The organism is Mesorhizobium sp. WSM4815, assembly GCF_055811575.1.
Window position 1 is genome coordinate 25100 of sequence record NZ_JBVVQS010000090.1, and the last position, 21819, is coordinate 46918.

20 protein-coding genes and 2 pseudogenes are annotated in these 21819 nt (G+C 62.7%); 11 read left to right on the plus strand and 11 right to left on the minus strand.

Annotation, left to right across the window (positions count from 1 at the left end):
- Nucleotides 1-213: 213 nt before the first annotated feature.
- Nucleotides 214-1455 (plus strand): annotated as a pseudogene (gndA, locus tag AC0L2B_RS12575) (NADP-dependent phosphogluconate dehydrogenase); the annotation flags it as partial.
- 159 nt (nucleotides 1456-1614) lie between these two features.
- Here gndA and AC0L2B_RS12580 read toward each other — a convergent pair.
- The 4 genes from AC0L2B_RS12580 to AC0L2B_RS12595 form a co-directional block, all read right to left on the minus strand.
- The gene (locus AC0L2B_RS12580; protein ID WP_473493315.1) at nucleotides 1615-2589 is read right to left on the minus strand and encodes a LacI family DNA-binding transcriptional regulator; all 975 of its coding nucleotides are present in this window, start codon (nucleotides 2587-2589) and stop codon (nucleotides 1615-1617) included.
- A gap of 98 nt (nucleotides 2590-2687) precedes the next feature.
- On the minus strand, nucleotides 2688-4190 hold the full coding sequence (locus AC0L2B_RS12585; protein ID WP_473745561.1) for a tripartite tricarboxylate transporter permease: 1503 nt from the start codon (nucleotides 4188-4190) through the stop codon (nucleotides 2688-2690).
- Nucleotides 4191-4203: 13 nt separating this feature from the next.
- Nucleotides 4204-4623 carry a tripartite tricarboxylate transporter TctB family protein gene (locus AC0L2B_RS12590; protein WP_473745563.1) on the minus strand — a complete coding sequence of 140 codons (420 nt, stop codon included), beginning with the start codon at nucleotides 4621-4623 and terminating at the stop codon, nucleotides 4204-4206.
- Between the two features lie 161 nt (nucleotides 4624-4784).
- The gene (locus AC0L2B_RS12595; protein WP_473745564.1) at nucleotides 4785-5831 is read right to left on the minus strand and encodes an ABC transporter substrate-binding protein; all 1047 of its coding nucleotides are present in this window, start codon (nucleotides 5829-5831) and stop codon (nucleotides 4785-4787) included.
- Nucleotides 5832-6072: 241 nt separating this feature from the next.
- Here AC0L2B_RS12595 and araD point away from each other — a divergent pair, with 241 nt between their 5' ends.
- The 4 genes and pseudogenes from araD to AC0L2B_RS12615 all read left to right on the plus strand — a co-directional run.
- Nucleotides 6073-7815, plus strand: coding sequence for an L-arabinonate dehydratase (gene araD / locus AC0L2B_RS12600; protein ID WP_473745565.1), 1743 nt, complete (start codon nucleotides 6073-6075; stop codon nucleotides 7813-7815).
- Nucleotides 7816-7825: 10 nt separating this feature from the next.
- Nucleotides 7826-8740: a dihydrodipicolinate synthase family protein gene (locus AC0L2B_RS12605; RefSeq protein WP_473745566.1), complete on the plus strand. Its 915-nt coding sequence runs from the start codon at nucleotides 7826-7828 to the stop codon at nucleotides 8738-8740.
- 81 nt (nucleotides 8741-8821) lie between these two features.
- Nucleotides 8822-9532: a ribonuclease activity regulator RraA gene (locus AC0L2B_RS12610; RefSeq protein WP_473745567.1), complete on the plus strand. Its 711-nt coding sequence runs from the start codon at nucleotides 8822-8824 to the stop codon at nucleotides 9530-9532.
- Nucleotides 9533-9724: 192 nt separating this feature from the next.
- Nucleotides 9725-9843: pseudogene (locus AC0L2B_RS12615) on the plus strand (hypothetical protein); the annotation flags it as partial.
- A gap of 83 nt (nucleotides 9844-9926) precedes the next feature.
- Here the strand turns inward: AC0L2B_RS12615 and AC0L2B_RS12620 are convergent.
- The 5 genes from AC0L2B_RS12620 to AC0L2B_RS12640 all read right to left on the minus strand — a co-directional run bounded on the left by AC0L2B_RS12620 (nucleotide 9927) and on the right by AC0L2B_RS12640 (nucleotide 14329).
- A complete protein-coding gene (locus tag AC0L2B_RS12620) occupies nucleotides 9927-10463 on the minus strand; it encodes a Clp protease N-terminal domain-containing protein (RefSeq protein ID WP_473745568.1) in 537 nt (178 codons plus the stop codon).
- Nucleotides 10464-10472: 9 nt separating this feature from the next.
- Entirely contained in the window at nucleotides 10473-10646 is a 174-nt protein-coding gene (locus tag AC0L2B_RS12625) for a helix-turn-helix domain-containing protein (RefSeq protein ID WP_473745570.1), read from the minus strand.
- A 189-nt stretch (nucleotides 10647-10835) separates the two neighbouring features.
- Nucleotides 10836-11507, minus strand: coding sequence for a response regulator transcription factor (locus AC0L2B_RS12630; protein WP_473643507.1), 672 nt, complete (start codon nucleotides 11505-11507; stop codon nucleotides 10836-10838).
- An 87-nt stretch (nucleotides 11508-11594) separates the two neighbouring features.
- On the minus strand, nucleotides 11595-11969 hold the full coding sequence (locus AC0L2B_RS12635) for a response regulator transcription factor (RefSeq protein ID WP_287223219.1): 375 nt from the start codon (nucleotides 11967-11969) through the stop codon (nucleotides 11595-11597).
- On the minus strand, nucleotides 11966-14329 hold the full coding sequence (locus AC0L2B_RS12640; protein WP_473745571.1) for a PAS domain-containing sensor histidine kinase: 2364 nt from the start codon (nucleotides 14327-14329) through the stop codon (nucleotides 11966-11968). The genes AC0L2B_RS12635 and AC0L2B_RS12640 overlap by 4 nt, the downstream gene beginning before the upstream one ends.
- Nucleotides 14330-14535: 206 nt before the next feature.
- Here AC0L2B_RS12640 and AC0L2B_RS12645 point away from each other — a divergent pair, with 206 nt between their 5' ends.
- The 6 genes from AC0L2B_RS12645 (at nucleotide 14536) to AC0L2B_RS12670 (ending at nucleotide 20308) form a co-directional block, all read left to right on the plus strand.
- Complete coding sequence (locus AC0L2B_RS12645) at nucleotides 14536-15810, plus strand: epoxide hydrolase family protein (protein ID WP_473586618.1); 1275 nt, start codon at nucleotides 14536-14538, stop codon at nucleotides 15808-15810.
- A 33-nt stretch (nucleotides 15811-15843) separates the two neighbouring features.
- Entirely contained in the window at nucleotides 15844-16254 is a 411-nt protein-coding gene (locus AC0L2B_RS12650) for a cupin domain-containing protein (RefSeq protein ID WP_473745573.1), read from the plus strand.
- A 123-nt stretch (nucleotides 16255-16377) separates the two neighbouring features.
- Nucleotides 16378-16974 carry a VOC family protein gene (locus AC0L2B_RS12655; RefSeq protein WP_473586617.1) on the plus strand — a complete coding sequence of 199 codons (597 nt, stop codon included), beginning with the start codon at nucleotides 16378-16380 and terminating at the stop codon, nucleotides 16972-16974.
- Between the two features lie 128 nt (nucleotides 16975-17102).
- The gene (locus AC0L2B_RS12660; protein ID WP_473745574.1) at nucleotides 17103-17909 is read left to right on the plus strand and encodes an SDR family NAD(P)-dependent oxidoreductase; all 807 of its coding nucleotides are present in this window, start codon (nucleotides 17103-17105) and stop codon (nucleotides 17907-17909) included.
- 191 nt (nucleotides 17910-18100) lie between these two features.
- Nucleotides 18101-19153 carry an alpha/beta fold hydrolase gene (locus tag AC0L2B_RS12665; protein ID WP_473745575.1) on the plus strand — a complete coding sequence of 351 codons (1053 nt, stop codon included), beginning with the start codon at nucleotides 18101-18103 and terminating at the stop codon, nucleotides 19151-19153.
- A gap of 195 nt (nucleotides 19154-19348) precedes the next feature.
- Entirely contained in the window at nucleotides 19349-20308 is a 960-nt protein-coding gene (locus tag AC0L2B_RS12670) for an adenylate/guanylate cyclase domain-containing protein (protein ID WP_473745576.1), read from the plus strand.
- A gap of 241 nt (nucleotides 20309-20549) precedes the next feature.
- Here AC0L2B_RS12670 and AC0L2B_RS12675 read toward each other — a convergent pair whose 3' ends face one another.
- Complete coding sequence (locus tag AC0L2B_RS12675) at nucleotides 20550-21593, minus strand: LacI family DNA-binding transcriptional regulator (protein WP_473745577.1); 1044 nt, start codon at nucleotides 21591-21593, stop codon at nucleotides 20550-20552.
- A gap of 86 nt (nucleotides 21594-21679) precedes the next feature.
- Complete coding sequence (locus AC0L2B_RS12680; protein ID WP_287075491.1) at nucleotides 21680-21814, minus strand: hypothetical protein; 135 nt, start codon at nucleotides 21812-21814, stop codon at nucleotides 21680-21682.
- Nucleotides 21815-21819 lie beyond the last annotated feature (5 nt).

The window sequence follows — 21819 nt, forward strand, 5'->3', positions numbered from 1 at the left end:
ACGTCCTTCTCCGCTTTCCGGAGCGAAGGGCAGCTTTGCTGATCTACCTGCCCGTAAGCTGTCGGACGGCAAACGGCCCCAAGGCTGTCAGTCAGCAACGCGCATTTTGCACCGGTGGAATCACTTGGCGTCGCAGAAATGCGGCTAACCGGAGCCGCGATAGGCCACAACCTCGCCAGGCACGCTCAGGCTCTGCAAGGAGCCAGGTGTTGCGCCGCCGCCATTCGGCCGCCGCGGCCGATCATCATCATGGTGCTGGCCGGCAAGCCGGTCGACGAGCAGATCGCGGCACTGCGCGGCGTGCTGTCGGCGAACGACATCGTCATCGATGCCGGCAACGCCAATTTCCGTGACACGATGCGGCGCTTCTCCGAGCTTTCCGATTCGGGTCTCACCTTCATCGGCATGGGCGTGTCCGGCGGCGAGGAGGGCGCGCGCCATGGACCGTCGATCATGGTCGGCGGCACGGAACAGTCCTGGAAACGCGTCGAAAAGGTGCTGACCGCCATTTCGGCCAAGTTCAGGGATGAGCCCTGTGCCGCATGGCTTGGCACCGATGGCGCCGGGCATTTCGTCAAGACCATCCATAACGGCATCGAATATGCCGACATGCAGATGATCGCCGAGATCTACGGCATCTTGCGCGACGGCTTAAGCATGGGGCCGAAGGAGATCGCACAGGTGTTTGCCGGCTGGAACAAGGGCCGGCTCAACTCCTACCTGATCGAGATCACCGCCAAGGTGCTGGACGCCGACGATCCGAAGACAGGCAAGCCGGTGGTCGATATCATCCTCGACCGCGCCGGCCAGAAGGGCACCGGCAAATGGTCGGTCATCGAGGCGCAGCAGCTCGGCATTCCGGCCACCGCGATCGAGGCCGCGGTGGCGGCGCGCGTGCTGTCGTCGATCAAGGACGAGCGCCTGGCCGCCGAAAACGCCTATGGCAATGGCGGCGCGACCAGCATTTCCGGAGACAGGGACGCGCTTCTTGGCGATCTCGAACTGGCGCTGTTCGCCGGCAAGATATCTGCCTATGCGCAAGGCTTTGCGGTGATGAGCGGCGCATCGAAGGAATTCAACTGGAACCTGCCGATGCCGACCATCGCCAAGATCTGGCGGGCAGGCTGCATCATCCGCTCGCAATTGCTGGACACCATGGCGGAAGCCTTCGGCAGCGGCGGGGCGGCCACCAATCTTTTGATGGCACCGGCCTTCATCGCGATGATGCAGGAGGCGCATCCATCGCTGCGGCGCATCGTGGCAAGGGCGTCGGAAGCCGGCTCGCCGGTGCCGGCGCTGTCGTCGGCGCTTGCCTATTTCGACAGCTATCGCCAGGGCCGCGGCACCTCGAACCTGATCCAGGCGCAACGAGATTTCTTCGGCGCGCACGGCTGCGAGCGCATCGACGGGCCGGGCGCGTTCCATGGCCCTTGGGGGAGCGGAGCGGCAGGTTAGCGCCTAATGTCGGTCGTAAGAATCACCTTGCCGGCCCGGGAAGCAGATATTGTGCGTGACCAGCTAGAGGTCGTGGTCGCGCGAGAAGTCGTCGTTACAACTGGTTTGTGAAACCTGACATCGCTTCACAGGGTCCACGGGGTTGCCGTCGAAACGTGCTCAGGCTGATGCTCGCCGAATGATCCTGAACCCGATGTCGATGACGTTCTCCGCCTGCTCCTCGCCGCGGAAGCGCGACAGGATGGCCTCGGCGGCGGCAGCGCCGAGCGCTTCGCGGTCGACGCGTACGGTGGTCAGCGCAGGTTCCACCGCGGCGGCATAGTCCTGGTCTCCGAACCCGATCACCGCCACGTCGCCCGGTACGGAAAGTCCTCGCGCAAGCGCCTCGATTAGGACGCCGTGCGCGAGCAGATCGGAACTGCAGAACACGACGCCGTCCGAAAAGCCTTCCCGCAGCAGGCGCGAAAGCCCGGCCCGGCCGTTGGCCAGAGTCGCCGGCGCGTCGAAAGCCGCTTTCAGGACGGCATGGCCGCTACTCCGCTCGAAGCGGTCCGAGAACGCCTGCTGGCGCCGGCGCGCCCGCTCGTCGCCGGCCGACACGCAGGCCGCGCGCGGGTAGCCTGCGTCGATCGCGAAGTCGGCCGCCGCGCGGCCCGCCTCGACATGCGAGAAGCCGACGCAGATGTCGATCGGCGTGGTGCTGATGTCCCAGACCTCGACGACCGGAATGCCCGCCGCCAGCAGCATGCGCCGCGCCTGCGCGGAGTGGTGAATGCCCGTGAGCAGCATCGCGTCGGGCCGGCGCGAAAGGTGGGTGGCGATGAACGCCTCCTCGTCGCCGGGGTCGAAACCCGTCTCCGACAGCAGAATCTGGTAGCCGCGCGCGCGCATGCGTTCGTTGAACGAGGTGATCATCGAGGCGTAGACGATGTTCGAGATCGACGGAACCAGCGCCGAAACCAGCATGCTCCTCTGGGAGGCGAGCGCGCCGGCGAGCGCATTCGGAACGAAGCCGGTGACGCGGATCGCCTCGTGGATGCGCCGAAGCGTCTCAGCAGAGACCTTTGAGGGTTCGGAAAGCGCGCGCGAGACCGTGACCTGCGAGACGCCGGCCATACGGCCGACCGTCTGCATGGTCACCGCCCCTGACGAGCGTCTGCGCCTGGCGCGAGTCGAAGTCTCCTCCACAACCATGTACGACTTATTTCTTCGGCCGGCCCGAAAGGCAAGTTTCAACCGGCGGCGAGCTTCTCCGCGCGCTGGCGGCGGCCGATGACGACCGAAACCGCAATCGACGCCACGATCAGGACCCACAGGAAGGCTGCGATCCAGCTCTTGGTGAAGAAGATCGTCAGGTCGCCAAACGACTCCAGGCTCTTGACGAAGTAGATTTCGGCCGAAGGCCCGAGGATGAAACCGATGATGAACGGAGCGGTTTCGAGCCCCAGCTTGACGCCGATCCAGCCCGCGACGCCGAAGAAGAGCAGCGTCCAGACGTCGAACATGATGCCGTAGTTGATTGTATAGGCGCCGATGACGCACATCATCAGGATCACCGGATAGAGGATCGCCTTCGGAATCGCCACCGCCAGCGAGAACCAGCGGATCGCGTAGTACATCATCGCGAACGTGACCAGGTTGGCGAGCAGCATCGCGATGATCATCGAGTTCCACGTTTCCGGATGCTGGCCTATGAACAGGGGCCCGACCTGGATGCCCTGAAGCGCGAAGGCGCCGATCAGAAGGGCAGTGGTCGAATCTCCCGGTATCCCGAGCGACAGCAGCGGCACCAGCGCTCCGCCGGTCAACGCGTTGTTGCTCGTCTCCGAAGCGATGACGCCCGCCGGTTCGCCCTTGCCGAACGTCTCGGGATGCGACGAACTCGTCTTCGCCGCCGTATAGGCGAGGATCGACGCCGCCGACCCGCCGATCCCCGGCAGGATGCCGACAAAGGTGCCGATGCCCGACGAGCGGATGAGATTGATCGTCTGGCCCCGAAATATCGACCACGAGAACTTCGACCTGCCGCCCGACTCCAGTTCCTTGACCGAAGGCCCCTTCGGCATGCCGATCTCGGCCTCCTCCAGCACCGTCGTCAGCCCGAACAGCGCGATCAGCACCGGCAGCAGCGCGAAGCCGCCGTAGAGGGTGTCCTCCATGCCGGGCGGGATCAACCGGAAATGGCCGTTGCCGCCATCGGTCACGTCATAGACCCCGACGAGGCTGACAAAGATGCCCAGGAAGCCCGAGAAGATGCCCAGCAGCATGTCGCTCGACAGCGCGCCCATCACCGTCAGCGCGAACAGGATGATCAGGAACTTTTCGACGTAGGAGAAGCGGATCGCGAAATCGGCCAGCCACGGCGTGAACAGATAGAGCGCCGCCAGCGAGATCAGGCCGCCGATCAGTGAACCGATGATGGCGATGCGCATCGCCTGCTCGCCTTTGCCCTGACGGGCCATCTGGAAGCCGTCGAACGTGGTCGCGACCGACGACGGCGTGCCGGGTATGCCGATGAGGATCGCCGGCACCACCCCGCCTGAGATGCCGCCGACATAGAGACCGATTAGCAGGGCGAGGCCGTTCTCGAGCCCAAGCGAGTAGGTCATCGGCAGGCAGACGGCCACCGCCATCGTCGCCGTCAGGCCGGGAATGACGCCGAAGACGATACCGATAGCCGTTCCGCCGGCGATCAGCAGCACAAACAGAGGCGTGACGAAACCGAACATTTCCATTGGGTTCTCCCTGTCAGGGCAGCGTCAGGAAGAAGACGTGCGCGAACACCCACCACACCAGCACGGGTGCGGCGAGCGCCACCACGCCAAGCACGATGACGGCGGACCTTGTACGCTCCTGCAGGTAGAGCAGCCCGCTGAGCGCCACGAACGGGATGGAGCAGATTAGGAAGCCCATGCCCGTGTTGGGCCAGATGTCACCGACAGGGACCATCAGCAGGAAATAAACCAGCGTCAAAGCGATCGTCCCGAAGAAGCGCGGCTTGTCCATCGCCGCCAAGGTCTGCGACCAGTACCGGCCGGCGCCGGCGATCGCCTGCCGGCGCGTGATGAGAATGGCCATCCCCAGCGCAAGCAGAATGCCGCCGATCAGTGTCGGAAACACCAGGTGCGAGGTCTGGAAATCGATCGTGACGCGCGTAAAATCGCCCATCTGCCGTGTGCTCCTCCATGCGCGAGCAGCGTCCGGCCTGCGTGCAGGCCGGACGAAAGACTATACCCCTAGAGCAAGCCGCCCAATTGGCGGCTCGCTCCAGCTTTTTGTTTTCGCATCGGTTTTGCTGAAAACCGGCATCCACTTTTCGGCACGATGCTCTAGCCCTTCAGCTTCTCGATGATCGAGGCCACTGTATCCCGCTTGGACGTCAGATGCGCCTTCGCCTCGGCCTGAGGCAGGTAGTTGGGGAGGAAAAAGGCCTTGGTCTGCCGCTTCTGGATCTCGCCGGCGGCGTAGATTTCCTTCAGCGCGGCGTCGATCTCGGACGCCATGGCGGCGTCCATCTCCTTGTTGAACAGCAGGAAAAACTCCTTGTCGAACGTGAAATCCTTGCTGCCGTCGAGCGTGACGCTGGTCTGGGGGCTGGTGAATTTGAGCATTTCTTCCCGGCTCGTGCCACCCATCCCCGCCTCGGGGGCCTGCGCCAATGTCTCGGGACGCGCGGTGATCCAGACGAAGCGCATCGCGGTGCGGTCGTCTTCCGGCAGTTGCGTGAACTGCTCGTTGGCCTGGATCGAACCGTTGATCACGTCGGCCAGGTCGTCCCACATCGCCTGGTTCTTGTCGGCCTGCGAGCCGGTGTTGACCGCCACGATGTTGGCTTCCGATCCCGGATTGCGCACGCGGGCAGCATTGCGCATGCCGGTGAAACCGATCTCCGAGACGCCGCCCGGCTGGATGGCGACGCGAACCTTCTCGCCTTTTGCGGCTGCCGCGAAAACGTCCTCCATCGACTGATACGGGGACTTCTTGGGAACGAGGAAGCAGTCGCCGGGGTTGATCGCCACAGTCGGTCCGATCGCGAAATCGGCGAAGGCATCGGGGACGCCCGGCACTCCGTAGAGATAGGAGAGGTAAATCTGGTCGTGGTGCAGCATGATCGTCGTGCCGCGGGAATCGCGGCCGGTGGCGTTCAGCGCCTCACTGGTGCCCACCGGGTCGACGCGAATGTTCACGCCCAGCTTCTGCGCCAGCGCTTCGGCGGCGATCGACGAGTTTTGGTAGGTGTCGCCGCCCGTCGAAGTCGAACCGATGACCATTCGGATGTTGCGCGGCAGGCTCTGCGCACGCGCGACGAACGGGCTCGCCAGCGCGACGGCGGCCCCGGCTCCTGTTGCGAGAAGGGATCTGCGGGTCAGTTTCATGATGTCCTCCCTGGGCCGCGGAACCCGCGGCGCGATCTCAGGGTCGCGCGGCAATCTCCCACTGCCGCACAACCCGCTCCCATGCGCATCTATGTTAGCGCATACATCCTCATGCACGAAAACGAGCGTTTCTGTCAACCGTACCGACATTGGCGGGTAGAAATTCTGTCCTACGCGGACGCATCAAATTGACAAACATGAATGTTACCGCATACATCGAGCGATACGCGTGGAGGATGTCATGCCCGACGACAACCGCAGAACACCGGCGTCGCTGCGGTCGGCGCGCTGGTTTGCGCCGGACGATCTGCGCAGCTTCGGCCACCGGTCGCGGCTGATGCAGCTCGGTTATTCCGAGGAGGATTTTCGCGACAGGCCGGTGATCGGGGTTCTCAACACCTGGTCGGAGCTCAACTCCTGCCACGCGCATTTTCGCGAGCGGGCGCAGGACGTGAAGCGCGGCGTCGCTCAGGCGGGCGGGTTCGCCGTCGAATTGCCTGCACTGTCGGTCGACGAGAGCTTCACCAAGCCGACCTCGATGCTCTATCGCAACATGCTGGCGATGGAGACGGAGGAGATGATCCGCTCGCATCCGCTCGACGGCGTGGTGCTGATGGGCGGGTGCGACAAGACCACGCCGGGGCTGGTGATGGGCGCGCTCAGCGCCGGTGTGCCGATGATCTTCCTTCCCGCCGGCCCGATGCTGCGCGGCAACTACGCCGGCAAGGCGCTGGGCTCCGGTTCGGATGCCTGGAAATTCTGGGACGAGAGGCGTGCGGGCAAGATTTCGGATGACGAGTGGACGGGTATCCAGGGCGGCATCGCGCGGTCGGCCGGCGTTTGCATGACGATGGGCACGGCCTCGACGATGACCGCGATCACGGAAGCGCTGGGGCTGTCGCTGCCGGGCGCTTCCTCGATACCCGCCGTCGATTCGGACCACCAGCGCATGTCGGCAGCATGCGGACGGCGCATCGTCGACATGGTTTGGGACGACCTCACCCCCGATAAGATCGTCACCGCGGCAGCCGTCAGGAACGCGGCTATCGTCGCGATGGCCACCGGCTGTTCGACGAACGCCGTGGTTCACCTCATCGCGATGGCGCGCCGCGCCGGCGTGCCGCTGACTCTCGACGATCTTGACGCGCTCGGCCGTGCCACCCCGCTCATCGCCAACGTCCGCCCCGCCGGCAAGGACTACCTGATGGAGGATTTTCACTACGCCGGCGGCCTCCGTGCGCTGATGGCGCAATTAAGCGAGCGGCTCGACCTTTCCACGCTGACGGTCACCGGCAAATCGCTCGGCGAAACGCTCGAGGGCGCGCAGGTGTGGAACGACGACGTGATCCGCCCGCTGTCCAACCCGGTCTATTCAGAAGGGTCGCTCGCCGTGCTGCGCGGCAACCTCTGCCCAGATGGCGCCGTCATCAAGCCGGCCGCCTGCGACCCTCGATTCCATATTCACGAAGGCCCGGCTCTTGTCTTCGACAGCTATCCGGCGATGAAGGCGGCGATCGACGACGAAAATCTCGACGTCACGCCGGACCACGTGCTGGTGCTGAGGAACGCCGGCCCGCTCGGCGGACCGGGTTTTCCCGAATGGGGCATGCTTCCGATCCCCAGGGCGCTGATCAGAAAGGGTCACCGCGACATGCTGCGCATCTCCGATGCGCGGATGTCGGGAACCTCTTACGGAGCGTGCGTGCTTCACGTCGCGCCGGAGGCCTACATCGGCGGGCCGCTTGCGCTGCTGCGGACAGGCGACATCGTGCGGCTGGATTTGCCGAACCGGCGCCTGGACATGCTGGTGGCGGACGACGAACTGGCGCGACGCCGGGCCGAACGGTGTCCTCCGGCGCCGCATTTCGAACGGGGCTGGGGCTGGATGTTCTCGCGCCATGTGACACAGGCCGACAAGGGCTGTGACTTCGATTTCCTCGAACGCGATTTCGGCGCTTCAGCCGGCGAACCGGACATTTTCTGAAAGGCCAGTCATGACACTTTCCCTCGACCAGGCGCTGACCGGCATATCGGGCATTCTGGTTACGCCTTACGACGAACATGGCGAGATCGCGCCCGAACGGCTTTCCTCGATCCTCGACAGGGCACTGGCCGCCGGCGTGCACATGCCGGTGGTCAACGGCAACACCGGCGAGTTCTATGCGCTGACCACCGACGAGGCGGTGACGATGGCGCGCGAAGTCGTCTCGATGGTAGCCGGCCGCGCGCCGGTGCTCGCGGGCGTCGGCAGGAGCATCCGCGACGCGCAGAAGCTGGCGAAAGTATCCGCCGAAGCCGGAGCCGCTGCGCTGATGGTGCACCAGCCGCCAGACGCATTCGTCGCGCCGCGAGGACTGGTCGACTACCTGAACGCGGTGGCCGATGCATCGGGCGGCTTGCCCATGATGCTCTATCTGCGCAACGACACGATCGGCACGCGCGCCATCGCCGAGCTTTGCGGCCTCCCAGGGGTCAAGGGCGTGAAATGGGCGACGCCCAATCCGCTTCGCCTGGCAGAGGCGCGGATCGCTTGCGACCCGTCGATCGTATGGGTCGGAGGGCTTGCCGAGGTCTGGGCGCCGGTCTTCTATGCCGTTGGCGCGCGAGGGTTCACGTCCGGGCTGATAAACGTATGGCCCGAACGATCGGTCGCGATCCATGCCGCACTCAAGGCCGGCGAATTCGAGAAGGCGAACGCGCTCATCGATGGAATGCGAGTCTTCGAGGATATCCGCGCGGAGGAGATGGGCGGGGCCAACGTGACCGGCGTGAAAGCGGCGCTGATCGCGCAGGGCATCGACTGCGGGCCAACGCGCCCGCCCTCGGCCTGGCCGCTCACCCCGGCGCAGCAGGCGAGGCTCGACGCCTTTTTAGTCTCGAACCGCCTTGCGGCGGGAAATCGCGAATGAGTTGCGAATTGCCTGCCGCGCCGACGACGGGAGAGCCACCGAAGAGCTTGCAGTGACAGCACCTGAAATGAGGAAGCGAACATGGACGAGAATTTGCGCGAAAAACTTCTAGGCGTGTCCGTCGCCACCCTGGCCACAGCGCTGTTCAAGCGCGGCCTGCGCAACCAGGTAATCCAGGGCGTGGGTCCGCTGCAGCGAAAAGGCCGCAATATGGTCGGGCCGGCCTTTACGCTGCGCTACATCCCCGCGCGCGAGGACCGTAACCAGCTCACTGAATTCCGCAAGCCGGATCATCCGCAGCGTGTCGCCGTCGAAACCTGCCCGGCGGGCCATGTTCTCGTCATGGATAGCCGCAAGAATCCTCGCGCGGCATCCGCGGGCGACATTTTGGTGACGCGCCTGATGGTGCGCGGCGTCGCGGGCGTGGTCACCGACGGTGGGTTCCGCGACGCTGCGGTGATCGGCGCGCTCGATATCCCGGCCTACCATACGCGGCCGTCCAGCCCGACCAATCTCACCCTGCACGAGGCCTTGGACCTGAACGTACCGATTGGTTGCGGCGACGTGGCCGTGTTCCCCGGAGATATCATGGTTGGAGACGATGACAGCGTCATCGTCATTCCGCGGGAAATCGCCCGCGAGGTGGCCGATGAGGCGGCTGAGATGACGATCTACGAGGATTTCGTGGTTGAACAGGTTAAGGGGGGCGTTCCGATAATCGGGCTCTATCCCTGCACACGAGACGAACACGCCGAAAGGTTCAAAACGTGGCGCGCCGAGCGCGGCCGATAGGCGCTGCCCGCGCAACCGGAAGATCGGTCCTCGCCCACTCGGAGTGCCAGGGCCCGATCACTGTGACATCGGAGAACGAAGCCATGATTCACGGTGATGAGCTCAACCGAACGCCCGATATCAGCGTTCAACGTCGCACTGATCGATGCTGATTTCGTAGCGCGGTGGATCTGGACGGCTGGCGGCGGGTTCAGTTATCGCCAGGGCCGCGGCACCTCGAACCTGATCCAGGCGCAACGCGATTTCTTCGGCGCGCACAGCTTGGAGCGCATCGACGGGCCGGCGCGTTCCATGGCCGTTGGGGAGAGGAGCGGGCGGCTAGTCGAAGGAGCCTCCCAAGCTGTGGCTCGATCGTATTTCATGCATTGATGCTGAACAGTCCTGGATCTGGACGTCAGGCGCCGGTCAGTCCTGTGTGCCGATAGCTGGCGCGCGAGAACTTGTTCGCCGCCGCCTTCAGCGCAGCGGGATCGACTCCCATGCAGCGCAACGCACGTGCCGCCACTCCCTGCTCCATCGCTGCGACTATAGCTACGACATGCGCACCCAGCAGTGGACGGTGATCGTTTCGGTTGGCCGCCAATTCCTTCATCACCTCAGCTCCCGACGGGGCTGCGTCATAGAGGCCTGCCGCTCCCTGAAGCGGTTCCGGGGTTAAACCCCCGGATTTGTGTTCGCCGGCGTTCACCCCAACGGAGCGCAGGGCTTCCCAATATTGAGCGCCGACCGCGCCGCGGAAGCCAGCGGCATCCGCCCCAATTTCGCGGAATGCGAGACGGGCGGTATTGTCGGGAAGATCGATGGCCGCCAGCAGGAAATGTTCGGCGCCGGCCTGTCGCTGCTGGTCCTTTAAAGCGTAGTTTTCGGCACTTTCGCACAGTGTCTTGATGGTGCGGACGTTCGATAGACGGGTTTTGATGCCGCTGAGCATGATCGTCTCCTAGGGCGGATTGTCCTGGGCGTTGATGTCGGACAGCCGCTTATGGGCTGCCTGTTTGGAGATGCCGAGTGCCTGGGCAATCTTCGCCCAGGACCAACCTTGCTTCAGGGCCGCCTTGACCGCTCTACGCTCCAACAGGTCAGCCGCTCGCCGAAGCGCTACGACCGCAGCCAATGCTTGCTCCGGCTCGTCAGGTGTGGGCAGTTGGTGGACATCGATCATGCGTCAACATTAGTTGACGAAATCGTCTCATGTCAACATATATTGACGGGACGATGCATTCGGGTCGGTTTCCAGAGAACCCGGGGCAGAGCGGCCGCGCGTGATTGCCAACAGTGTGCACCGAATTTTTGATTTGGCTATTTAGCCGTCGCGCCAGGACGTGACACCTCGGCTTTGCAACGAACTGGGATGCGGTGACTGCCCGAGATTCAGCCTTGCAGCCATGGTGACCAGTTCGGGAAGGGAACCGGCCTTCATCTTTCGCATCACCTGGCCGCGATGGGCTTTTACTGTGATCTCGCTGATGCCGAGCTTGAAGCCAACCTGCTTGTTCAACAGTCCCGTCACGACCAGCGCCATCACCTCCGCTTCGCGTGGACTGAGTGATGAATAGCGCTCACGGAGCACTTGCTTGTCCAACTCGTTCGCACGTGCAGTCCGGCTGCGTTCAAGTGCGTACTCGACGGCTGTCATGAGCACGTCGTCCCCAAACGGCTTGGTGAGGAATTCTACGGCTCCGGCCTTCATCGCTTTGACTGTCATCGGCACGTCGCCGTAGCCAGTGACGAAGATAATCGGCATGTCGGTTCGCTCGACGGAGACGAGTTGTTGCAAGTCGAGCCCGCTGAGATCGGGAAGGTTGACGTCAAGAATCAGACAATTCGGAACCAGGGCTCGGGGCCGAGAGAGAAATTCCTGCGCCGATGAGCAGGGCTCCGGATGGAAGCCCGCTGAACGGATGAGCAATTCGAGCGATTCACGCACAGAAATGTCGTCGTCAACGACGAATACGACAGGCGTTTCGTGTGACATGATGCCGGCCTTTGCCCTTGCTCGGTGCAGTTGCCAAATCCGTGTGTGCGGGAAGTATCGCTTGCGGATCGGCATAGCAAGTCGCGTTCAATCATTAGCGAAGGCCAGGTCGAGCGCTTTCTGCAGGGCTGTGTCGCTAAACGGCTTGAACAGGCATTCTACCGCACCCTTTTTTAGAAGGTCCGGCCGCGCGGTCTCATATCTCTGCGCCGTAATGTAGATGATTGGGATAGGCTGGCCCCGGCGCGCCAACTCTCGTTCGAGATCAGGCCCCGTCATGCCGGGCATGCTAATGTCAAGCACCAGGCACTCGGTCTCGTTGATGATGCCTGACCCCAGAAACTGCTCCGCCGAAGAGAACGCTTCGGCACGGAAGCCGAACTCCCTCAACAGGTCGGGCAGAGACTCGCGCACGGACTCATCGTCATCGACGATCGACACGAGTGGGCGGCGAACGTTCATGAAAAACCTCGTTGGATTGAGGCGCTGCTGCTGGTCGGTGCCGATATGGCGCCAGACGGATGGGCAGGTGGAGATTCTGCGCGGAGATATTCGTGGATTGAAAACGAGAAGGTCGATCCAGGACCGACATTCGCCTCCGCCCAAAGCCGCCCGCCATGGCTTTCGACGATGGAACGACTGACGGACAGGCCTATTCCCATGCCCTCGGCTTTGGTCGTGTAGAAGGCTTCGAAAAGCCGCTCAGCACCCTGAGCATCGAACCCGATTCCGCTATCCCGCACGAAAAGGTGCACCTTTCCGTCCTCCCCGAGCCGAGTGCCAAGCACGACAAGTCTTGGTCGATCGTCGACGGCGACCATCGCGTCGGATGCGTTGCGCAACAGGTTCATGATGACCTGTTGCAGTTGGACCCGATCGCCGCCGACGAGCGGCAGTCCGTCTGCAAGCTGGGTCTGAAGGAGCACCTTGTTTCGCTGAAGGTCTCCGGAAAACAATGCGACCACATCTGCCGCAGCGTTATTGAGATCGACCGGTTCAACTATCGTGGCCCTTTTGGCGAACAGAGCGCGAAGCCGGGCGATCACATCAGCCGCGCGGTTGCCATCCCTGATTGTACGCCGCGCAGTTTCCCGCGCGCCGTCAACATTAGGCGGGTCGGCCGCCAGCATGCGAAGGCAGGTGCCGGCGTTGGTGACAATGCCCGAGAGCGGTTGGTTCACTTCGTGTGCAATCGACGCGGTCAACACGCCCAAGCTCATAGTCCGCGTAGCTTGTGCAAGTTCGGATCGGACCTTCTCCAGCGCCTCTTCGGAGCGCCGCCGTTGTGTGATGTCAAGAACCGCGCCGACATACTCGATGTGGCCGGAATCGTTGCGTGCGCGGTGGGCGATCAAGTGCAGGTGCTTGACCGACAGGTCGGGCAAGAGAATCCGGTGCTGGTACTCAAAGTCGCTATCACCGCGCTGCGCCCGTTCAACCATGTCCCCCAACAGAGGCAGGTCTTCGGGATGAACTCGGCTGGCTATTCGTTCGAGCGTTACGAGCGTACCCGGCTCGAACTCGAAGATGCGGTAAAGTGGCTCGGACCAGGTGATCTTGCCCGTTGCGACTTGCCAGGACAAATTCCCCATGCGGGCAAGGTACTGACCCTCCGACAGGAATGCTTCGCTGCGCTTGAGCGCGTCTTCGGCACGCTTTCGCCCGTGGATGTCGGTATGCGTGCCGTACCATTTGACGATGTTTCCGGCTTCGTCGCGCAGGGGATTGGCCCGAAACAGGAACCACCGATACTTGCCGTCGAAGCGGCGGAGGCGTGCTTCGGCTTCCCCCGACTTCCCTGACGCCAATATGGCCTCCCATGTGGCGGCAAGTCGGTCTACGTCGTCGGGATGGACGGCCGCAGTCAAGTCCCAATACTCGGACAATGGACCGGCCGGCTCCCAATCCTTTGACTGGCCAATGGAGAGGCCCACGTAGTGGAGATAATGCTGGTTGAAGAATTCAGGTGACCCGTCAGGACGAGCCGACCATGCCATCACAGGTATGGTGTTGATGATGAGGCCAAGATCGTGCCTGCTCGCAAGCAGCGCCTCTTCGGCGCGCCTCTGGTCGTCAATGTCTATGCCGACCGAATACCAACGGATGACGCGTCCGTTTTCGTCGCGATGGGGCACGCGGCGAGATGTGTGCCAGCGATATTGTCCATCGGCGCGTCTAACCCGCACGTCAATGGTAAGCGGCTCGCCGCTTTCCAGTGCAACTCTCCACGCCGCATCGTTCCGCTCTACATCATCCGGATAGAAATGCGGAAATGTCTTCCCGGATGGACCTGTCGCGTCCTCGAGTGTGAGGCCCATGTAGTCTTGCCACGTCCGGTTCACGAAAGTGCGCGTTCCGTCCGGACTGTATGTTGCAACGAATACGGGGATCGTATCGATCGTCTGCCGAATATCTCGCTCTGCGGCGGTCAGCCTCGCCTCGTCCTGCCGAAGCGTTTCTTCGGCGCGTTTCCTTTGATCGATGTCGGTGTTGATCGCATACCACTCGACGATACGACCAACATCGTCACGCAGCGGACTGCAATGGATCACGAACCATCGGTATTGTCCGTCGGCGCGCCGCATGCGCGCTTCCATTTCGCCGGGTTCCCCGGAAGCCAGTATCGATCGCCAACTCTCCGTCAGGTTCGGCAAGTCTTGCGGGTCGATCGCAGCCTGCCACCCGGAGAAGCGGACCTGATCAAGATCGAGCCCCGTATAGTCTGACCAGCGTCGATTGACGAAGTCGGCATGCCCGTCCGGTTTCGCGGTCCACACCATAGCCGGAAGTGCATCCAAAACGCGGCTCTGTTCGATCTCCATTGCGGTCCTTTCGCGATTATCGCGTGCCGTGACAATGCGCCGGCGTGATAGCGGCGTCCATTGTGCCTTGGTGTCGGTCCGACGGGACGATGAGGCATCGCCGGGCCAATACAAAGGTATCGCCGATACCATCGTGCAATAGATTTGCCTCGCCTGACAGTCGATCTGTGTGCCGTCCAAAAGCATCAGCAAACAGGGAGCGTGTCATGTCGGCACGGTCACTTACTCGGCGCGAAATTCTTGTTGCGACCGCCGCCGCCGGGGCCGTGGGCCTGCTTCCGGGAACGCTTAACGCTGCAGCCACCAGCAGTTCGATCCGCCCGTTCACGGTCAACATCCCGCAGGAAGAGATTGACGAGCTTCGCCGGCGCATCATGGCGACACGGTGGCCTGACCAGGAGACAGTCGCCGATCGGTCGCAGGGCATTCAGCTCGCACGATTGCAGGAGATCGTCCGCTACTGGGGAACCGAGTACGACTGGCGCAAGGCTGAGGCAAAGCTGAATGCCCTGCCGCAGTTCATGACCGAGATCGACGGGCTCGATATCCACTTCCTGCACATTCGGTCGAAGCAACCCAACGCCCTGCCGCTGATCATGACGCATGGTTGGCCCGGCTCCGTCTTCGAACTGCTCCAGACGGTCGGCCCGCTCACGGACCCCGCGCAGCATGGCGGCAAGCCTGAGGATGCCTTCGACCTGGTGCTGCCCTCGATGCCCGGCTACGGATTCTCCGGCAAGCCGCGCGGCGTGGGCTGGAATCCAGACCGCATCGCAAGTGCCTGGACCGAACTGATGCAGCGCCTGGGCTACGACCACTTTGTTGCCCAGGGCGGCGACTGGGGCGCGCCCGTTTCCAGCGCGATGGCACGCCAGGCGCCAAAGGGATTGCTTGGCATCCACATCAATTTGCCGGCAACGATACCGGCGGACGTGGCCGCAGTCCTTGCCGCAGGCGGGCCGGCGCCAGCCAGCCTCACCGAGAAGGAAGGTGTCGCGTTTGGTTCGCTCGAAACCTTTTACAAGAAATATCGGGCCTACGCGGCAATGATGGGCACGCGGCCTCAGGCGATCGGCTACGCATTGACGGATTCGCCGGCCGGGCTCGCCGGCTGGATGTACGATTACAACAACGGCGAACCCGAGCGCCTGCTCAGCAAGGACGAGATGCTGGACGACGTCACGCTGTACTGGCTGACGAACAGCGCGACTTCGGCGGCCCGGCTCTACTGGGAGACGATGGGCCAGAGTGTCCTTCTCGCAGCGGCGCAGAAAACCTCCGATATCGGGCTCCCGGTCGCCATCTCGGTGTTCCCCGAAGAGGTCTATCGAGCGCCCGAGACCTGGGCCCGCCGCGCCTATCCCAACCTGATCTACTTCAAAGAAGTGAACAAGGGCGGACACTTCGCCGCCTGGGAGGAGCCGGAACTCTTCTCGGCCGAACTGCGCGCCGCGTTCAGGTCTCTGCGGCCGGCACACTAATACTCAAACCGCGAACGCCAAAGGAAAATAGCCATGAAAACGTTTCGAATGATCGCGGCGGCGACGCTTTTCGCCGGTGCTGTTCTCACGCCGTTGCTAGCGCAAACCGAAGAGGCACAATTGCCCGGTGTTGGGCGCACCGACTTGCTGCGGGTGGACCTCGGCACCCCCGGACGTGAAGTCATTCAGGTGCTTGTCGAATTCGCACCGGGCGTGACGGCGCCTTGGCACGCGCATCCTGGCGAAGAGATCGCCTATGTCGTCGAGGGCCAGCTGGAGTACACGCTCCAGGGTAAGCCGCCGCTGACACTCAACGCCGGCGATACGCTCTTTATCCCCCAGGGAACAAGCCACACGGCCAAGAACGTGGGCAGCGGCAAGGCGCTCGAGCTCGCTACCTACATCGTCGAAAAAGGAAAGCCGCTCGTCGCGCTGGATGAATAGCGCCTAGCAAGTGACGCCCAGCGAAGCATGCGCACGTCAACACAACCAACGGGAAAATAGGAGACCATCATGAACCAGGCTGTTATTGCAAGAGATGTCGCGTCCTCCACGCAGGCGACAGACATGAAGCTCGAGGTCGTCGTTATCCCAATCTCGGATGTCGAGCGTTCCAAGCGCTTCTACGGCGAGCTGGGCTGGCGGCTTGACGCCGACTTTGCCGTCGGGGACGACTTTCACGCCGTTCAGTTCACGCCCCCAGGTTCGCCGAGCTCGATTCACTTCGGAAAGGGGATCACGTCGGCCACCCCGGGATCGGCTCGAGGACTGTATCTGGTCGTCTCGGACATCGTCGCAGCGCGTGCCGAGCTCATCGCTCACGGTGTCGAGGTGGGCGAGATCTTCCACCGCGCCGGGCCTGGAAAGCCTGTGATCAGCGGTCCGGATCCGGAGCGCCGCAGCTATTTCACATACGCGACATTCAGCGATCCCGACGGCAATGAATGGCTGCTGCAGGAAGTCACCACCCGGTTTCCCGGCCGGATCGACACCAACATGACGAGTTACGCTTCTGAGGCCGATCTGGCCTCTGCGATGCGGCGGGCATCTGAGGCTCATGGCGAGCACGAGAAGCGCAATGGCGGCCAACGCGATGAGAATTGGCCGGATTGGTACGCCAAGTACATGGTGGCGGAGCAGGCGGGCAAGCCGCTGCCGCTCTAGGCAGCAACCCAAATCGGGTGAGCGGGACGGGTCGCCGTCCCGCCGCCCAGCTCAACCGGCGATCCAAGCCTGGTTTGCCGCTGATGTTTCACGCGCTGTTGCCGGCGCAATCGAATGGGAGAACGATCATGACGCACTCCAAAATGGGCATCGCGATGGTGACCGGCGCCTCGGCCGGGATCGGAGCGATCTACGCCGACCGGCTGGCGCGCCGCGGCTATGGCCTCATTCTCGTGGCGCGCAGCCAGGAGAGGCTGGACGAAGTGGCCAAGCGCATCGCCGGCTCAACGAATTGCAACGTCAGCGCCGTTGCCGCTGACCTCAACGACAAGGCGGATCTGGGCCGGATCGAGACCTTGCTCGGCGCCGATCCCGCCATCACGATGTTGGTCAATAACGCTGGCATCGGCGCCGTCGCGCCGCTCCTGGAATCCGACATCGACAAGATGCAAGCGATGATCGGGCTCAACATCACGGCGCTGACCCGCCTGACTTATGCCGCGGCTCCCGGCTTTGTGGCGCGCGGCGGCGGCACAATCATCAACATCTCGTCAGCGGTCGCCATCGCGCCGGAAATCCTCAACGGTGTCTATGGCGCGACGAAAGCCTTTGTGCTCGCTTTCAGCCTGTCGCTCCACAAGGAGCTTGCGGACAAGAGGCTGCGCATCCAGGCGGTTCTGCCCGGCGCCATCGCCACCAATTTCTGGGACGTGTCAGGAGGTTCACTCGACGATCTGCCGAGCAAGGCGATCATGCAGTCCGATGACCTCGTCGACGCGGCCCTTGCCGGCCTCGACCAGGGCGAGTTGGTGACTATTCCCTCGCTTCCCGACGTCGCCGACTGGCACGCCTATGAAGCGGCGCGGCAGAAACTCATCCCGAACCTTTCGCTCAACGCCTCGCCGGCGCGGTACGGCATCGCCGTGGCTGCGTAACCAAACTCAATGAGTCAGCCTGAGTAAAGACGGGTTCGTATTCCCGACACGGCGGCGTGTGCTCCTGCATGACGCCGAGGGGGTCGCAAACCAAGCATTCGCACCTATCACGGTCGACGTGTCCGATGTGACAGTCGACCGAAGATAATCTTCCACCAGGCACCATGCCTTATCAACGGATACAAACCGCTATGACCGAACAGATCGACCTCCATCGACGCCACTTGTTGGGCGTGGCCGTCACCACCGTCGCGGCCGCTCAGTTTGCCATGACGGGCTCGGCAAATGCGCAGTCCAGCATTACGAAACCGGACGCCAGCACAATCGAACCACCAGCAAACACGTCGTTCGGTCCGTTGAAGCAGGTTCAAGCTGGCGACCTCGACATTGGATATGCCGAGGTCGGTCCTGGCAAAGGGTCGGTCGTCATCCTCCTGCATGGATGGCCGTACGACATCCACACCTATGTCGACGTTGCGGCGATCTTGGCGTCGAAAGGCTTTCGGGTCGTCGTTCCATATCTGCGCGGCTATGGCACCACGCGGTTCCTCTCCGACAAAACGCCACGCAATGGCCAGCAGGCTGTGGTCGCCGTTGACGTCATCGCGCTGATGGATGCACTGCAGATCGATAAGGCGATTGTCGGCGGTTGCGACTGGGGCGCACGCACGGCCAACATCGTCGCGGCGCTGTGGCCGGAACGCTGCAAGGCCCTTGTTTCGGTCAGCGGCTACCTAATCGGCAGCCAGGAGGCCAACAAGATGCCTCTGCCGCCGAAGGCGGAGCTGCTATGGTGGTACCAGTATTACTTCGCCACCGAACGCGGCCAGGCCGGCTACGAAAAGTACCGGTGGGATTTTGCCAAGCTGATCTGGCAGATTGCCTCGCCGCAGTGGAATTTCGACGATGCCACGTTCGAGCGCAGCGCCAGGGCCTTCGACAATCCGGATCATGTGGCGGTCGTCATCCACAATTACCGCTGGCGGCTCAGCCTCGCAGAAGGCGAACCGCAATATAACGTTCTGGAGCAGCGGCTTGCAAAGGCGCCGGTGATCAGCGTGCCGACGATCACCCTTGAGGGTGACGCCAACGGCGCTCCGCATCCCGACCCCAGTGCCTATGCCAAGAAGTTTTCGGGCAAGTACGAGCACCGCCTCATTACCGGCGGCATCGGGCACAACCTTCCGCAGGAAGCCCCGCGGGCATTTGCAGACGCCATACTGGAGGTGGCGAGCCTAGCTTGAGCAAATCGCTGTACCGCGATACATGATCGAGGGGCCCAGGGCGAAACTGATGAAATCACAACCGCGCCGAGCAACAGGCCGGGGCAGTCCCGATCTCATCGAGCAGGATACGAAATGAACGCTGGGCGTGGCCAGGACCGCTTTCGTCGCCCTTTGCAGTGGCTCCTCGCACCCATTGTGGGGGCAGTAGCGGGCTTGGCCTACGCGGTGATGTTCGACGTCGAGGCCCTGCACTCCGCAGTCAGGGGCGTGTTCATCGGAACTCCTATTCTGTTGTATGAGCGCGGCGTTATCTTGCGCCGATGGCGCAATGTGATCCGGCAAGCGGCAACGCCTGTCTTCGTCGTGGCTACGATCGCAACCTACGTGTTGATGATCTTGATCGGCAACGCCGCCGCCGGCACAGCGCTTCACCATCTCCTCGGCTATATGAGCACCGCTCGCGAAGCCATGGTGATGTCGGAGTCCGGTCTTTTGTATTCACTCGGCGTCTCCACCCTCGTCGCATTCGTGTTCCGACTGCGTGACCTTATCGGGCCAAGCCTGTTCACCAGCCTGCTTCTCGGTCGTTATCACCGTCCCATTGAGGAGGAGCGGATCTTTCTGTTCCTCGATGTCAGTGGCTCCACGCAATTCGCGGATCGGTACGGCGATCTGGAGACCCAGGCCTACCTCGGACAGATATTCAACGCACTTGCGTCGCCGGTTCGTCGCTCCCAGGGCTCTATTGACGACTACATCGGGGATATGGCGCTGGTCACCTGGCCCATGGATCGCGGCATGCGGGACGCCGCGTGTCTTCGTTGCGTCTTCGACTTCGCGGCGGCCATAAGGGATCAGGCGGCGGCGTGGCAAGCGCGTTTCGGGCAGGTGCCGGAGTTTCGCGCCGTGCTGCATTGCGGGTCGGTCGTTACCGCTGAGATTGGCCTTGAGCGACACAAGATCGCGTATTTCGGCGATGTCGTGAACACCACTGGACGTCTGGAGTCACTATCCAAGGCTCTCGGTCATCCTATTCTGGTCTCCGCAGATCTTCTCGCCGGTATCCGTGTTCTACCTCCGCATGTCGTCGCGGAGAACCTCGGATTTCATGTGATTGGAGGCAGAGATGAACCGCTTCAGATTTCAGCCGTAAGGCTCGCATTGGAAAGCTGATTGGAGTGGCGCCATCATCTCCGTGCATCCACCTGTCTTCGATGCCCCTTTTACGGCCGTCGCCGTCACCCCTGTCCGATTCTGAAGGTCCAGGTTCCGCAGCTGCCGGTCCGTTTTCTGCCCCAAACCTGCCAGTCAGCAGCGCGCATTTTGCAGCCAAGTGGAAACACTTGGCGCCGCAGAAATGCGGCTAAGACAAATAGATGGAGCGGGATGCCAGTTCAATTTGAACGTATCCGCTCTAGTCGGGACGGCGATAGGCCAGAACCTCGGTCGGCTTGCTCAGGCTCTGCAAGGAGCCAGGTGTTGCGCCGCCGATCCAGCCCAGGACCGAGCGGGCGAGCTCGGCGCCGGCCAGCCGGAAGTTCTCGTTGACCACTAGCAATTCCCTGCGGAACAGGTGCAGCAGGTCGGACGACTGCTTGGACACCACGTCGACGTCCCGGCCGAGCTTGAGGCCGACGTCCTCGATGCCGGCGACGATGGCGAGCGTCGCGGCAGCGGCGCTGCTGACGAAACCGTCCGGCCTGACGTCGCGGCGCATCAGCTGCGCGGTCCTCATCCTGATCTGCTCGATCGAATGGTCGACCGAAACGGTGTTGAACGGGATCTCGCTGGCGCCGACCTCGCTCAGCGCATCGGTGAAGCCGTTCAGCGTATGACTGTGGTAGGTCAGCTCGACTGGAGGCGCCAGCAGAGCCAGCCTGCGGCGGCCGATGCCGGCCAGGTGGCGCACAGCCTCGGTCGCGAACGCGTAATTGTCGAAATCATGATAGGGGTGGATCAGCCCCATATCGGTGCGGCCATGCGTGGCAAAGGGAATGCCACGCTCGAGCATGTAACGGGCCCTGGGGTCATTCGGCTGGGTGCGCGAAATGATGACGCCGTCGGCGGAACCGGTCTCCACGAGATAACGTATCGGGTCCAGGGGATCCTGAGAGCGTGAATAGGGCGTGACGATCAGGTGATAGGGTGTGTCGGCGATGACTTCCGAGACGCCGTAGATGATGTCCGAGACAAAGCTCATGATCTCGCGCTCGGTGTTGAGCACGAGGCTGATGACGTTGGTCTTGCCGGTCCGCAGGCGCACACCGGCGCGGTTCGGCCGGTAGCCGATCTGCTTGGCGACGAGCTGGACGCGTCGCCTGGTCTCGGCGCCGATCTCGGGCGCGTCCTTCAACGCCCGCGACACGGTGGTGACGCCCAGCCCGGTCATGAAGGCAAGCGTCTTCAATGTCGGCCTGCCCGAGCCCTCGTCGTCCTTTTCCGTCTGATCTCTGTCCATTCATCCCGCCCGTCAGGCGCATAGCAGTTGCCGTGCAGGTCGGCAATCGGCGATGAACACCCTATATACTGAAACGTTACAGATTGTCACTTGCCATCGCGCAGCGGCCAGTAAAAGCTAGCCTGGATGAGCGGCGCTTCGTTGGACGCAAAGTCGGTGTGCGTCGGCAAGGCTTGCCCGCTGAGCAAGGTTTTGCCGAATTTTACGCATTGCAGCATCATTTTCG